We start from the raw sequence: 15072 nt of genomic DNA on the forward strand, positions 1-15072 counted from the left end.
TAGCCTTGTGTTGTGATGAGCCCTGCTAATAATACAGTTAATATGGTGGTTTTTTCAGCTGATTTTGGTGTATATTTGTGTATTTTTTTTAAGTTTAGTCCTGATTTGCATAATTTGAAGAAATCCTCTATTTTTCCTCTTATAGGTTTATATCGTTTCCAATTTTGTATTTTTTGGATTAATATCCTTGTTAATATTTTGTATAGTCTTTTAGATTTGATTTCTGTCTTTTTATCTTTGAATACGCGTAATGGGTAAGTTAATTTATCTTTGAGTTTTTGTAGTTTGAATTTTTCTTTTGGAAAAATTAAAGGAACAATTTTGTACTTGGAAATGCCGATTTGGTAGTTTTCGTATTTGTAATATCCTCTGTCGAAAATTATAGTGTCTCCTTTTCTGATTATTCGTCTTTTACGGAGGTTTTCCATTATTTCAGTGAAGATTTTTGTGTCGTGTGGTGCCCCAGAATGGATTAAAATGGCAACAGGCATTGCAGATTCGTGTTCTATGACTATAGTGGCTTTAAATCCTATGTAGAATCCATAAGAGGATGCGTAGCTCCATTTTAGATTTTGTTTTTTTAGGTATTTTTTTGAGCGATGTTTACGTTTGGTATTGTAATCTAAATCCACAGGGGTGGCATCAACAATAAATGTTCGGTTTCCACGTTTTTTAATTGGTTTAGTTTGCATTAATATGCTGTTTGTGATTTTAACGTATGTATCTGGTTTGAATCGTGAGATGAATTCTGAAATTTGAAGTGCGCTGGGCACTTCATTTATTTGGAAGAATCTTTGCAACTTTTTATCTCTTTTAAGCTCATAAACAACGAATTCAATGTTTGTATTGAAAAATATAGCTGTGAATGTTATTTTGGTTGATAAAATCATCATATTGATGTTTTTAACACCTTTAGAAGCAATTATGGTTCTTGATTTTCGAGAACCGATAATTTTAAATATTTTTTCTAACAAGATATAGTTTGGGTCTTCTTTACTGTAATTTAAGTGATGCTTCATTTTTTTCACCAAACAAATATATGTAAGCACTAATACTTGAATTTAACGGTTTAGAAGCCCAATTATTCTTATAAAGTTAAAATTAAATTGTATTTTACGAAACTAATTATCAATTAGTTCATAAAATATGAAAAACAAGAAGGAAAACCATTCTTTCAACAAGAAAAATCTAAGACCCTAATTATTTTTATCTTGAGAATTTTTTTCTTTTTCACGACTGATATTGGATGTTACTTAAAAATCGTTTAAAGAAGGAGGTAATCAACCGTTACAAATTGTACAGGTTGAAATGCCTGCTGTTATCATTAAAAAGTCAAGAGGGAATATAAACTCCGCGATAGGATGTTTAAAGAATATCTAAGCACATATAAACCGTATAAATAAACGGAACCTCTTAATGATAGGGCAATATCCTGACGTGGTGTTCATTAGTTATTACCTTCAAGTTAAACTCCATAGTAAGAAACTTTGAACTTACGGGGAGTATTGTTCCTAAAATAAAACAATTTTTTGTTTTCCTTAGATCTCAATCTCTATTTTATTGAAATTAACCACAGGTTTCTTGGCATTTTTAGGGCCGGGTTCCAATTTAATGAAACCTTCTTCTGCTAATTTATGCACCCTTGGTTGAACTGTTTTTAAATCTTTGTGAAGTATATAGGAAAGGTTTCTTATGGATGTAGGGTTCTGATTTTTGATTGTGTCCAGCATTTTCAGATCTGACATATTTATTTTAAGATCCTTTATGAAGATGGTTTCAGATTGTTTGACTTCGGCGTTTGGGTGTTCTAGGTGGTATAACCAATCTTCTAAATCCAGTGGATATAAAACATTTTTCGGGTCTTTTTCCATCAACCTTTTTAAGTTATCCATTGAACCGTATTTTTCCTTTAACATTTCCACCAATTCGCTACCTTTCATCTGGCGAACCAGTTTTATTATCATAATCCTAACTCCTCTCTTATTTTATCTTCCACAATCTTACCTTCTCTGATGATGTGCTGATAGATAATCTCGTATATTATTTCTGGATCATGGATGGATAACTGTTTTCTATCTGGATGGATGTGTACTCCATGGTAATAGTTATCCACTTTGAAGTTGTCTGGCATTACAACTATTGCCCATCCTCGCTCAGTTACGCGAAAGTAGATGGTCCTACTTGCTATATGCACCGAATTTCTACTTTCATCTTTCATGTTACCCTCTGTTCTACATCACATATAAAATAGTTGAGGTATAAAAACCATCAGTCGATGTTGGTTTAATTAATATTTTTAATAATACTTATTTATTGATTAATCATATAATAATTCTATTAAACTTTTTGAAAACTTTTCGGAAAACTCAGATGAACATGTAATTCATAGAAACCAGTTGTGAGGTCATTCCCACTTGGGAACTGGTGGAAGAATCCTTTCAGATAATCCACTCACCGAGTTATATCCTCTCACCGAATTCCATCACCTGGCCGGAAGGCTATTTCCGCATGGTGTTTCCACCAAAAATATTATTATGTTATCACACAATAACATATTTGGGGGGTAAAATTTCCCTCTTCTTTAAAAATTGTAAAAGGAGGTGAAAAGGATTACCAAACATTTAGAAACCAAGCACTACTTTCTATTCCTAACCCTTTTAATGGCCATTGCTTCTTTGAGTCTTATTGATGATTCTGCTGCAGCCAGTATGATCTATGTTAATGGTAGCTCTGGTAATGATGACTGGGATGGAGAAACACCAGAAACTGCCAAGGCAACCATACAAAACGGGACCGATACTGTGGATCCCGAGGGAACAGTCTCGGTGGCCGATGGAATCTACCCGGAACACATCATCATTAACAAAAACCTGAGCCTCCTGGGGCAGAGCACCAGTGGTACTATAATCGACGGAACCAACAACGGCCGACCACTGACCATCAACGGTTACACAACCATTGTTAACCTGATTAACTTCACCCTAATCAATGGAAATGTAACTGGAACCACTGCCCGTGGTGGGGGAATCTACAACGAGGGTAATTTAACTTTGACCAACTGTAACTTAATCAACAACACCGCCAACGGCATCATTGCATATGGTGGGGGAATCTGGTCAGAGGGTACCTATGATCACGGTGCCTTAACTTTGAATAACTGTATGGTAGAGGGTAACACTGCCACTGGAACTGGAGCCATGGGTGGTGGAATTGCTGCTTACAATACGGTGAACATCAACAACAGTAAAATATCAGGCAACCTGGCTGAAGCAACAGGGTATGGTGCTTATGGTGGGGGAATAGCTGGTTTAATGGGTACTCTGACCATTACCGATAGCCAGATCACTGGTAACACTGCCAAAAGGGGAACCTTATCCGATGCTTCTGGGGGAGGAGTTTACCTTGATTACAATCAATTCACCATCACCGGCAGCCAGATCACTGGTAACGTCGCGGAAGGAAATGGTGGGGGAATATACGCCTACGTCAGTAATGATAGAGCAAATTTCAACCGCATAGTGAACAATTTACCCGATGCCATTTACTACACCTACGAAACTGTGGCCTTTGATGCACTCTACAACTGGTGGGGACAGAACACTGGCCCTGCTGACGGGAGTATTTCTGGTAACGTGGACTATGACCCCTGGCTGGTTATGAATTACAGTGCCAATCCCACAACCATCCAGCAGGGTGAAACTTCTACCCTGACTGCTGATTTCAGATACGATTCAGATGGAACATTCCACGACCCTGCACTGGGCCACTTACCAGACGGTATACCAGTGACCTTCAACACCAACCTGGGCAATGTGGGCAGTAAAACCGCCACATCTTTAACCCTGAACGGTATTGCCACCATCCTCCTGCGCGGAGATGAAGCAGCCGGCGGTGCATTAACCTATGCACTCCTTGACCTGGAAACCAGGTACGCCACGGTGACCATAACCCCAGCCACAGTAAATGCAGCCAGTACAGTCAGCTCTAAAACCATCGGCATGCAGGAAACCGGATTACCAGTAGCAGGAATATATCTGAGCCTATTACTGGTCATGGGTGGACTGTTAAGTACCAGAAAAGAATAAATGGAGGAATCTTATCCTCCTTTTTTTTATATTTTTATATTTTTAAAGTTAAAAAACAAGAAAAGTACTGATTTTTCATATCGGACTCAGGTATGGTCCTAAGGCCTTGAAATTCTATTATACAGCTGGAGGAATGCAATTCACGTTCTTATCAACAGACTCTCCTTTTATTTTGTCAACAGACTCTCCTTTATTTTTATCAATAGACTCTCCTTTTGTGAATTTATTCACCAAAAAAATAATCAGTATTTATTAACTTGTGAAGAAAAACATGGTGATGGAATAGTATTATTGTTTAAAATAGGAAATTCTCAAAAATCTGGATAAACCACGCACTATCTGGATTAGATCACTGCTATGGACTTAAAATACATTGTATTCAACTAAACACATGCATTTGCAAACACCGGTATTAAAATCAATGGAGTTATCTAATGGAAAACGCGCTAAATAGGGGTCAACTGAAAAAAGAGCTATTTACATTTTTAATTATTACTTTTGCCGCAACCTACATTCTTCAATTTTTTGTTTTCAATAGGGAAGGCTACATATTATCTCCCCTGTCCCATATATGGAGTACTACCCTGGCAGTGAGCATGTTCATTCCCGCCGCCAGTGCTATTCTCTGTATGATTTATTTTAAATCAAAGGCCCTGACCAGGGAAACCAAAATCATATTTGCCTTTTTCCTGCTTTATGCCCTATTGTTTGCCTTTGAAAACTATTGCTGGCCAGTTATGGGAACGGTAATGAACCTGCCGGTTCTTTCCACCATCATTGCTGTTCTGGGAATGGTAACGGTAATTGCCCTGAACCTAAAGAAGAAATGGAGAAAAGGATTGGTGTCCTCCCATTTATCCTTCGGTAAAAATCGTAAATACTATCTTATTTTGCCACTGGCAGTTTTTGCCCTACTTATCCTGGAATACCTTACACTTAATTTCACTGGATTGGGCACTCCCCTGACCGAATTTGATATTTCTGCATTTATAGTAACCTTAGTTTCTTATTTCGTTTTATATTTCTTTACAGAGTGGACCTGGTATTTCGGAGAAGAACTGGGATGGAGAGGATACCTCCAGGACAGATTGTTCCCTCTTTTGGGAAGTTATAAAGGTGTTCTGGTACTGGGGGTTATATGGGGTGTCTGGCATTATCCCATGAATGCCCTGGGATACAATTTTCCAGGACAACCTATTCTGGGTAATATCCTGATGACGGTCTTCACCATTGTATTTGGTATTATCTTGAGTTACGCGGTCCTGAAGACAGGGAGCATCTGGATAGCGGTGGTAATGCATTTATTTAACAACAAACTGAATGGTGTTATCTGTGCCTACATAGCCTATTCCCCGGATGTTCTCCTGGTTAACGCCCTAAGCTGCATATTTTTAGGGATATTAGCCCTGGTACTTTTAAGATCCAAGGTCTGGAAACAGGTTGAAAAGATCAAGTCCTCTAAACAGGTTAAAGATCAAGTCCTCTAAACAGGTTAAAGATCAAAGCCTGGAAACGGGTTGAAATGATCTAAGGCCATGAAAATGGTTCAAAAAGTTCCTGAAATCAATAATCTCTAAATATTTATCCTTCATTTTTTTCAGTTACCTTCATTTTTTTCCAGTAGTACTTCCACCTTCTCCACAGTTATTACTTCTACCTTCCGTCTATACGAATCAACTTTCCAGCAAAAAATAGTTATTAAGTAAACACTAACATATGTAATGGGGATGGGGGGTGTACTTTTTTTTAGTTATTCCCTTCTTTATCATTTAATCCCATCGACAAATTAAGCAATCACTGTAAAAGGAGGTGAAAAAGCTTGAAAACCAAAATTATCCTACTCATACTAACCATTTTTTTAACCATCACGACAGCCAGTGCCGCTGATTTCTATGTTAACCCTGATACTGGAGATGATGATAACACCGGTACCACTCCGGGTGATCCATTTTTAACCATCAACAAGGGTGTTACCAGTGTAACTGACCCTTCGGATGTGGTTAATTTGGCATCGGGAACCTACAGTGATGTGGGGGACTACAACATTGACGTAACCCAGAGCATGACTGTGCAGGGTGCCGGGGAAGGACAGACCATCATTGACCCTCAGGGTAACGGTCGGGTGTTCAACATCAGCAGTGGAGTTAACTTCCTGCTGGTGGGGGTAATCATTCAGAATGGTAAAGCACCAGACGGTTCTGAATCTCCTGGTGAATCAGGAGGTGCTATAATGAATGGGGGCAACCTCACCGTCATTGATTCCACCTTCACCAGCAACCTGGCTGGTAATGGTGATGCCTGGTTTGACTCCCAGAGCGGGGGTCATGGTGGGGCTATCTTCAGTACCGGAACACTCACCATAACTGGATGCACCTTCAACACCAACCGTGCGGGTAACGGTAACAATGCAGGGTTCCAGGCCGGAGCCGGAGGTCATGGTGGGGCCATCTTCAGTACCAACAACTTCACCATCACCGACACGGTCTTCAACTCCAACACGGCTGGTAACGCCGGTAGCACCGGACAACACGGCAGTCCCGGAGGATCCGGGGGAGCCATCTACAACCTGGGAGTATCCACCATAACTGGATCCACCTTCAACCACAATGCCGGTGGAAACGGCAGCCACTCGGGCTGGGAATCAGCCCAAGGAGGATATGGTGGAGCAATTTTCAGCCTCAATGGCATGAACATCACCAACAGTAACTTCACGGCTAACCACGTGGGAAGCTGGGATAACGGAGACACCACGGTCAACGGTGCGGATGGTGGCGCCATCTACACCATTGGGAAGTTAAACACTACTGGTTGCATCTTCACTGGTAACCTGGCTGGCGATGGTAACAGCCAAATTGACTTTACTGGCGGAGATGGTGGATCAGGAGGTGCAATTTACTGCCTCAACACTCTCGAAGTCCGGGATAGCACCTTCCAGTCTAACCAGGCTGGTAACGGGGGAAGCAACAACCGTGATGAAAACGGTGGAAACGGAGGTAACGGTGGGGCAATCTATGCCGCAGATCTCCTCCTATCATCATCCACCTTCACTGCTAACCTGGCAGGTGACGGTGGTAATGCCAATGCCGAAGACGATGTCTACGCTGGTAACGGTGGTAGCGGCGGGGCACTGTACATCATAGGAATCCTGAACATGACCCAGTCCAGTTTCAACAGTAACCTGGCTGGTGACGGAGGTAACGGATTCACCGCAGGTACCGCTGGTTCTGGTGGGGCCATCTACATTGTGGGTACCCTGAACATCACCCAGTCCAGTTTCAACAGTAACCAGGCCGGTACCGGAGGTAGTGGGGCCACTGCCGGATCCGGTGGAGAGGGTGGTGCTATCTATAATATAGGACTATTCGAGATGAAAGATACCATCTTCTCTTCCAACCGGGCTGGTAATGGTGGAGAAAACACTGGACAGGGAAATGGTGCCAGTGGTGGAAGCGGAGGAGCCTTATATTTAGTTGGGCTTTTAAACTCTGAAAACATCAGCTTCCAATCCAACCAGGCGGGTAATGGTGGAAATGCTCTGGGAGCAGGATCACCTGGTCTTGGTGGCTCAGGAGGGGCAATCTTTGCCCTGGGAGTTCTCAACCTCAGCCAGGGTAACTGCACTGGAAACAGTGCCGGTACAGGTTCTGTCCCTGGATTTGGGGGTGCACTGTATATCTAACCACAGACCTCGGTAACATTGGCAGTAAGACTCTGTTAACCAACCTGTTCTATGGGGCTGCCGGAGGAACCCTGCGGGGTGATGAAGGAGCAGGACTGGCCACTGTCAGGTCCCTGGTGGACTATGATACCAGTGTCTTTGCCCTGGTAACCATAACTGCCAATCCCACTGATGCATCCAGTGTGAATGCGGCCACTACTTCCACCAGAAATACTGTGGCCATGCAGAACACCGGGATACCTCTGGTGGGAATGATTCTGGCCCTACTCCTGTTAATGGGTGGTCTGGTCAGTGCCCGGAAAATATAAAAAAGAGTGGGGGAGTGAAAATTTCCCCAATTAATTTTTTTTCTAATTTTGCACTATTTTATCTTTAGGAAAACTTCTGTTCCTTAAACCCGGTTCTCTTTCTGGTCAAAATAGTCCAGCTGGTCCTGGATTACGTCACTGAGACTGTATTCAATCCGGGCACCTATCTTCTGGATTTTCTGGTTATCACAGAGGAGTAGTGGTATCTCTGATGGTCGGAAACGGTCGGGGTTGAACTCAATGGTCAGGGGTCCCTGGTCCGTGCTGACCCTGATTCCCTTATCCTGGATGGTGTACTCCAGCTGGTTTTCCAGTATCATCTGGTCCACCCTGGTCTTGTCGAACTTAACCCCAAAGATAGGGTCATCTACCAGTTCAGTGGGGTTGTCGATGGTCTTGCTTTCGTCGGCTTTAATGGTTTCAATCTGGTTTATGTTCCATCCCGCCCTTTCCAGTCCCAGTAGTATGTAACTGAGGACGGAGTTGGTTCTCATGGATCCCTGGTTGTACACTTCACCGGCACGTCCCTTACTGGCCAGTACCTGGTATCCGTGGATGATGTCGGTTACATGGGACCAGTCCCGGCAGGCATTGAGGTTGCCAATGGTTATCCGGTCAGTCTCCTGGTACTTCAGTTTCATGATCTGGTTGGTGATGATGGAGGTCACGAACATCATACCCCTACCCGCCCCTTCGTGGTTGAAGGCCCGGGAAACCACGGTGTCCAGTCCATAGGAGTGGTGGTAGTTCTGCATCAGGAAATCCCCGGAGACCTTGGACACGGCGTAGGGGGACATGGGACGCAGGGGGTTGGATTCACTGATGGGCAGCTCGGGGATTTTCTCCGGTTCGGGGAAGATGGTCTTACCCGAATCTAGGGCACGCTGGTACTGTTCCGGGGAGGATATGACCATACCGTACACTTCACTGGAACCAGCAAACACTATCTTGGCGTCAATATCCTTGATCCTCACGGCTTCCAGGAGATTGGCGGTACCAATGGTGTTGATATCCTGGGTGTCCAGGGGGCGGCGGAAGGAAAACTCTACACTGGACTGGGCTGCCAGGTGGAAGATCACATCGGGCTGGGAATGGTCCAGGGCACTGGCCAGGGAGGATATATTTCCCAGGTCTCCCTCCAGCATCTTAAGTTTGTCCTTAATAACCTTATCAATCAAGTTTTTTTCCATGGCCACCATATCTTCCGGCCTTATAAAACCATAAACATCTGAACCTTTATCTAAAAGTTCTTTAGCAAGATATGAGCCCACAAATCCATTAGCCCCGGTTATGAGGACGTTCTTTCCGTTCCAGTTCATACTAATATACTCCCTTCCTTTTTTGCGATGTAAAAATTTTTATTGCACTTATACTTCCCTTTTCTGGCGCAAGGTAAATTTTCTTAAGCACATTCTATTTTCTTACTTAAACACATTCCATTTTCTTAAACACACTCTAAAATTTTTAACACACTCTAAAACAATAAGTTCCAGGTCAAAATTACTTAGATTATAGTACATCCCTAAAATCTTATAAAACTATTTGAATTCTTTTTAAGCAGGGCTTCATCTTAGGGCTCATGGTTTCATTTTGCTCATGGTTTCAATCAGACCAGGGGAGAAAAAGGGGTATCCCAAATTCGAAAGGTTTATTATTACTGGTAAGGGAATAATTATTGGGTGACAGGGGGATTTAGTGTTAATGAAATCCGTAGGGATTATAAATTTTATAGCATAATTTAAGAAAATATTAGGGATTTTAATGAAAATTTAAAGGTTTTTAATGGAATCTTAGGGGTTTAATAAGAATTTAGGGGTTTTACAATGTTTAAAAGGTGTTTTTAATGGCGGATAAGGTTAAAACTGGGTGGGCAGTTCTCTTCGTTGTTTCTCTGTCTCTGTTTATCATTGGACTGGACAGTACCTTTATGAATGTGGCCATGATGTACCTGGTGAAGGATTTGCACACCACCCTGGGGAATGTGCAGTCTATAATCGCTGTGTACACCCTGGTCATGGGGTGTTTCGTCCTCTTCGGGGCGAAAATGCAGGATGTAATTGGCCGGAAGAGGACCTTCCTAACCGGGGCCATTATTTACGGTATTGGTACGGTTATTGCCGCTACCAGCCTCAATAGTAGTATGTTGCTCCTGGGATGGTCAGTTATTGAGGGATTCGGGGCAGCCCTCATGTTACCCGCCACTTCCGCCATAATCACCTCCACCTACTCCGGACCCCGGAGGACCTTTGCCCTGGGATTCACCGCCACGGTCTTCACTGTATCTGTGGCCATAGGACCCCTCCTGGGAGGGTTCCTCACTACTTTCTATTCCTGGAGGTGGGGTTTTGGACTGGAAACCATTGTGGTCCTGGCCATACTCCTCCTGTCCCGGCACCTCACTGAATCAAAAAAGGTGCTCCAGTGGTCGGATCTTAACATCAAGGGGGCCCTGCTCTCGGCAGCAGGGATATTAATCGTCATCATCGGTGTGCTCCAGTTAAACACTCCCTACACCTGGCTCAACTACGCGGGGACCATCATCAACCCGGTGGGATTTGCGGTGGCCATGGCCATGATCCTCACTGGAGTCATTCTCCTGGTGATATTCTTCTTCTACCAGAGGAAGCTCATCCGGCAGGGTAAAAAATCATTCATGAATGTGGACATCCTTAAAAGCCGTCCCTTCACCTTTGGGGTGGTTTCCATACTGATCATGGCCTTGATCCAGGCCGGTATTTTCTACCTGGTTCCTCTCTACGTGCAGACCCGTTGGCAGACCGATGCCCTGACAACTGGCCTGATACTCCTGGCCGCACCCCTGGGGAGTTTGCTCTTCTCCCTCAGTGCCAGCAAGTTGACCCGGTACCTGAAACACAACCACCTGGTGTCCATTGGTTTTGTGGTTTCCATGGTGGCCATTTTAACCTTGTACCTGGTATTCCTGGATTATGCCAATCTAACCATATATCATCTAATCCCGGGTCTCTTTATACTGGGAGCAGGGCTGGGACTGGCACTTCCCAACCTTAACAACATCATTCTCTCCAGTCTGGATGAGTCCCAGTACGCGGATGGTTCGGGGATTCTCAGCACCTTCAACAATGTGGGGTCATCCATTGGAACTGTCCTGATTGGGCTTATCTTCTTCATAGCCGTCTATTTCAGTGTAGCCAGTTCCCTGCCGGTGGAATACCCCCAGTACCAGGACCAGCAAATCCTGAACCAGGATATCTATTCATGGGTGGACCAAGTGTTACACCCCAACATTACCAGCATAGAGAAGGACCACAACCTCCGCAGCCTGACCTTATATTCCGGGGCCCAGGGTATGCAGTTTGCCTTCCTTTCAACTGCACTACTCCTGTTTGTAGGGTTCCTGTTATCCTTATTTATCAAACCGCCCCCTATGGAATAGATTTGAAATGTTATTAATCATTTTTTAACATTTTTTTTAAAAATCATTTCAAAACTTTTTTTAAATTCCATTTAACACTTATTTTTTTTAAATTATTTTCATTTTTTTAAATTTCATTTAAAGATTTTTTTTAAAAATCAGTGGATAAAGTAATTGATACACGCAAAGAAAGAGTTTAGAGGCACCGGGGTAGATATAGGTGCATTTGAAGATTGTGTTTTCCTAGTGATTAGTGTAGTTAGGTTCACTTGAATATTTAGTGTACTCAGGGTAACTAATGTAAATAGGTACACTTAAATAATTAGTGTACTTAAAGTAACTAGTGTAGATATGTACACTAAAAAAATTGGTGTACTCAAAGTAATTAGTGTAGATGGGTGCACTAAAAAAATTGTACTTATAGAGACTAATGTAAAAAATTCACAGGTGTTAACATGCCAAATCTGCCATTAGGAATCCCTTCAAATCTTGATAAATATTTTTTTAACCGCAAAAAAGAATTAGCACAATTAAACATATTCTTAAGCGGATTTAAAGATGATATAGCCAATCAATTATTAGTTACTGGCCGTAGGGGTGTTGGAAAATCATTCCTTCTGATGAAACTAAAGAGGGAACTTCCGGACAATGTGCTCTCGGCCTACCTTGATCTATCCAAGATTCATGGCATACAGAAGGGTAAGCTGACTGAAGAAAAGGTCATGCACAGTCTCTTTGAAGCCATGTTAAACTCTCTGAAGGATAAAAGTACATTAATGAAGATTTACAACCTTAAAGACTCTCTGTTGAAGAAAATATCCCCTAAAACTTATGATTTCAAGGGAGCAGGTAATCTTTTAGGCATACCTCTACCACAGGTGGATACTGATTATGAAAAGTTGAGTTCCCTGGTCATGGAATTTCCCCAGAATGTTGTGGATAATAACCGTCAAAGTATAGATGGATTTGTTATTATACTGGATGAATTTCAACTTATTGGAGAATTTGAAAATCCAGAAGCTTTTTTTTGGTTGATAAGGAGCTTTACTCAGGATCAGGATAATGTTACCTACATTTTCACTGGTTCTACTTCTGCTGCCAGTGAGATAGTGGATCAGATAAACGGTGCACAGGGTGCCTTTGGGGGTAGGATGATCCAGTTTCCAGTGGAACCATTCAGTGAAGAAGATACCTATGATTACCTAAAGGAAATGATCCCTGAGATTAAATTCACACCGGAAGGCCTGAAAAGATTTTACAAGTGCACCGGCGGATACCCTTCCTATATAAACAGTTTCTGTAACACTATGTCTGGAGGGAGGCCCTATGATAACCAGATGGTTATTGAAGCATTTTACAGTAAATTAGATCAAATAGCCATAATGTGGGTGACTATATGGTCTTCTCTTTCTGATTATGAAAAGGAGATCATTATAATACTGGTTGAAAATGGAGCATTAAACTGGAGTGAACTGTTATCCCAAGTGGATTATTCCAATAAGACCCTGCTTAAATATGCCAATCGGTTAAAGAATAAGGGAATCCTGTCCCACATTGACCGAAAGTACACCATTGATGATATGATGTTACGTTCATGGTTAAAATATCGCCAGGAAAATGATGGATATTACCCTCCTTAACTTTCTATTTTATTTAAGTCCTTTCAGTAATTTCAGCCCTATTAGTTTCTTCATCCTCTAGGAGGTTATAGGGGTTATTTCATTTTTGAAAATAGTAGGGTAATTTTCAATAACTGAACCTTTTTTTTAAAATAAAAATTTCAGAAAATAGAGCAAAAAAATAGAATTCACTTCCCTTTCCGGCCCTGGTTTAGGAGGTTTTCCAGGTTTATGTTCAGGACTTCGGCCAGGTTGAATATAGCGGTAACCACGGATTCTTTGGCGGCTATGGCCTCGTTTTTAGCCTCCTTCACCCCGTTTTTAAACCCATTAACCGGCCCCTCCACTGCCCAGTCAGAGGGTTCCTTCAGAACCTGCAGGAAAGCCGACAATCGGAAGAAAAAGGTCATCAGCCGGTAAATGGGCAGGAGTAAAATGAAGGGGAAGTAGCGTTCAATGTTGTTCCGGGTGGTTTCCGGGGAGTTCTGGTAGACGAAGACAATGACCACGGTGTCGATGGCCACGTAGAAGGCGTAGAGGAGCAGGGCCACCACTGGTATTATGTACAGGTAGAGTCCCAGTATGGGGAAGAGGGCCAGTACAAACACCCACAACAACCGGGGGAAGGCGATGGTGTGGTCCACCAGGAGGATCCTCTGCAAGCCCATGAAGTTGAAGGAACGGTAGGTACACTGTTTGAGCCTCTGGACCCGGTTGGATAGCTTGGTAGTGATATATTTCCCGATCATGGCCAGGCTTTTATCCTGCCAGGCAATGCTCACCATGTCCCGGAATGAAATATCTTCCCGGCCAATGGGGCACTGCTTTTCCTGCATGGACGCCACTTCTATCTGTCCCCGGGCCCAGCGCACCCTCTGGCTGTAGAGGGTGTCGTAGTCGGTTATGGCGTCCACGTAGGCCACGGCCTCTGGTACGTGGACAATGCTCACCTGGCGGTTGTGGAGCATCATGGTCATGTGCATGTCCTCGGCCACGGTTAAGGGCCAGTAGCCCCCTACTTTACCTACCACTTCACGCCGGAAGGCGGAAAATGCACCGGACATGGAATAGATGGAGCCTGCAAAGGACTGGTAGCTCCGCTCGAAGTTGAAGGCAGTTATGTACTCCAAAAATTCACAGCGGGAGAAGAAGGTTTCCAGCAACCCATTCTTCTCCCCCTCATATTTTCGCACCTGAATGGAGGAAGTAACATCCCCGGATCCAGGGGGTGTGATGGTGATCTTGCCGATTGTGCTATCGTCGATGCTAGTATCTTCGTGGAAGTGGGTTATGACCTCAATGTCATGGAAGCCATCTATCTGGATGATGTTGCGAATGGAGTTAGGTGTTATTCTGGTACTTTTACCAAAAACCATACCTGACTCCGGTACCATGATTTCAATGTAACCGGTGGCTGCACCAACCTCTGGTTCCTGGACAAAGGGCACTACTATGTTGTGAATGGCATCGGGGGCCATCTTGGCATCGGCATCAATGGTGATGATGATACTGCCCTTGGTCTTCTTGAGACCGGTGTTCAGGGTCTGGACCTTACCCGTATGGGGTTTGGCAATGATTCTAAGTCTTTTACCATGGGATTCGGCTTTGGATTCAAATAACCGGGCCTTGTTCAGGGTACCATCAGTGGAACCATCGTCCACCAGGATGATCTCCATCTTACCATCGGGATACTCTGATTCTACCAGTGATTCCAGGCAGATGCCGATGGTTCCTTCTTCGTTATGGGCGGGTACCACCACGCTGACCTTCGGTAAGGCATCATCCTCCACTCCCTTATCCACTTTTCGCCTGGTCTTCTTGGAGAAATAGAGCTTGAAGGGTATGGGCACCCCGTCAATGATTATGGTTAACAGTAACCATGTTCCCCAGACCAGAATAACTACCCAACTGGGATCCTGCATTTTATTCTATATCCTTCCATTTTTTTTTTAAATGATTCGAGGCTGTCCCATAATTAACTTTTATT

The 15072-nt window shown here is 43.1% G+C and carries 11 protein-coding genes; 6 read left to right on the plus strand and 5 right to left on the minus strand.

Going from position 1 to position 15072, the window contains the following annotated elements; all coding sequences use genetic code 11:
• From QC759_RS00490 to QC759_RS00500, 3 genes are all read right to left on the minus strand, one after another.
• Positions 1 to 1019 (minus strand): transposase (locus QC759_RS00490; protein WP_279844618.1); only part of this gene is annotated, 1019 nt, incomplete at its 3' end.
• A gap of 519 nt (positions 1020 to 1538) precedes the next feature.
• A complete protein-coding gene (locus tag QC759_RS00495) occupies positions 1539 to 1964 on the minus strand; it encodes an HVO_A0114 family putative DNA-binding protein (RefSeq protein WP_048073093.1) in 426 nt (141 codons plus the stop codon).
• On the minus strand, positions 1961 to 2218 hold the full coding sequence (locus QC759_RS00500; protein WP_048073094.1) for a hypothetical protein: 258 nt from the start codon (positions 2216 to 2218) through the stop codon (positions 1961 to 1963). Before QC759_RS00500 ends, QC759_RS00495 begins: the two co-directional genes overlap by 4 nt.
• 382 nt (positions 2219 to 2600) lie before the next feature.
• Here QC759_RS00500 and QC759_RS00505 point away from each other — a divergent pair, with 382 nt between their 5' ends.
• From QC759_RS00505 to QC759_RS00520, 4 genes are all read left to right on the plus strand, one after another.
• A complete protein-coding gene (locus tag QC759_RS00505) occupies positions 2601 to 4085 on the plus strand; it encodes a right-handed parallel beta-helix repeat-containing protein (RefSeq protein ID WP_052659975.1) in 1485 nt (494 codons plus the stop codon).
• A 434-nt stretch (positions 4086 to 4519) separates the two neighbouring features.
• Positions 4520 to 5572 (plus strand): CPBP family intramembrane glutamic endopeptidase, encoded by a 1053-nt coding sequence (locus QC759_RS00510; RefSeq protein ID WP_048073095.1) that lies wholly within the window; start codon positions 4520 to 4522, stop codon positions 5570 to 5572.
• A gap of 332 nt (positions 5573 to 5904) precedes the next feature.
• Positions 5905 to 7764: a hypothetical protein gene (locus tag QC759_RS00515; protein WP_048073096.1), complete on the plus strand. Its 1860-nt coding sequence runs from the start codon at positions 5905 to 5907 to the stop codon at positions 7762 to 7764.
• Between the two features lie 116 nt (positions 7765 to 7880).
• Positions 7881 to 8072, plus strand: a complete 192-nt coding sequence (locus tag QC759_RS00520; protein WP_048073097.1) for a hypothetical protein — start codon at positions 7881 to 7883, stop codon at positions 8070 to 8072.
• 83 nt (positions 8073 to 8155) lie between these two features.
• On the opposite strand, the gene QC759_RS00525 is transcribed toward QC759_RS00520, so the two are convergent.
• Positions 8156 to 9391, minus strand: a complete 1236-nt coding sequence (locus QC759_RS00525; protein WP_048073098.1) for a GDP-mannose 4,6-dehydratase — start codon at positions 9389 to 9391, stop codon at positions 8156 to 8158.
• 524 nt (positions 9392 to 9915) lie between these two features.
• Between QC759_RS00525 and QC759_RS00530 the strand changes: the two genes are divergently transcribed.
• Together QC759_RS00530 and QC759_RS00535 are read left to right on the plus strand one after the other, a co-directional pair.
• Entirely contained in the window at positions 9916 to 11487 is a 1572-nt protein-coding gene (locus QC759_RS00530) for an MFS transporter (RefSeq protein ID WP_048073099.1), read from the plus strand.
• Positions 11488 to 11921: 434 nt separating this feature from the next.
• Positions 11922 to 13106 carry an AAA family ATPase gene (locus QC759_RS00535; RefSeq protein ID WP_048073100.1) on the plus strand — a complete coding sequence of 395 codons (1185 nt, stop codon included), beginning with the start codon at positions 11922 to 11924 and terminating at the stop codon, positions 13104 to 13106.
• 167 nt (positions 13107 to 13273) lie between these two features.
• Here the strand turns inward: QC759_RS00535 and QC759_RS00540 are convergent, their stop codons facing one another.
• Positions 13274 to 15007 carry a glycosyltransferase gene (locus QC759_RS00540; protein ID WP_048073101.1) on the minus strand — a complete coding sequence of 578 codons (1734 nt, stop codon included), beginning with the start codon at positions 15005 to 15007 and terminating at the stop codon, positions 13274 to 13276.
• Positions 15008 to 15072: the final 65 nt, after the last annotated feature.

Source organism: Methanobacterium formicicum, from assembly GCF_029848115.1.
Classification (GTDB): domain Archaea; phylum Methanobacteriota; class Methanobacteria; order Methanobacteriales; family Methanobacteriaceae; genus Methanobacterium; species Methanobacterium formicicum.

What these genes read in the sequence shown, in the direction of transcription:
- QC759_RS00540 (WP_048073101.1), bottom strand. Translation starts at nt 15,007, where the DNA reads ATGCAGGATCCCAGTTGGGTAGTTATTCTGGTCTGGGGAACATGGTTA.
- QC759_RS00510 (WP_048073095.1), top strand. Translation starts at nt 4,520, where the DNA reads ATGGAAAACGCGCTAAATAGGGGTCAACTGAAAAAAGAGCTATTTACA.
- QC759_RS00495 (WP_048073093.1), bottom strand. Translation starts at nt 1,964, where the DNA reads ATGATAATAAAACTGGTTCGCCAGATGAAAGGTAGCGAATTGGTGGAA.
- QC759_RS00525 (WP_048073098.1), bottom strand. Translation starts at nt 9,391, where the DNA reads ATGAACTGGAACGGAAAGAACGTCCTCATAACCGGGGCTAATGGATTT.
- QC759_RS00535 (WP_048073100.1), top strand. Translation starts at nt 11,922, where the DNA reads ATGCCAAATCTGCCATTAGGAATCCCTTCAAATCTTGATAAATATTTT.
- QC759_RS00500 (WP_048073094.1), bottom strand. Translation starts at nt 2,218, where the DNA reads ATGAAAGATGAAAGTAGAAATTCGGTGCATATAGCAAGTAGGACCATC.
- QC759_RS00530 (WP_048073099.1), top strand. Translation starts at nt 9,916, where the DNA reads ATGGCGGATAAGGTTAAAACTGGGTGGGCAGTTCTCTTCGTTGTTTCT.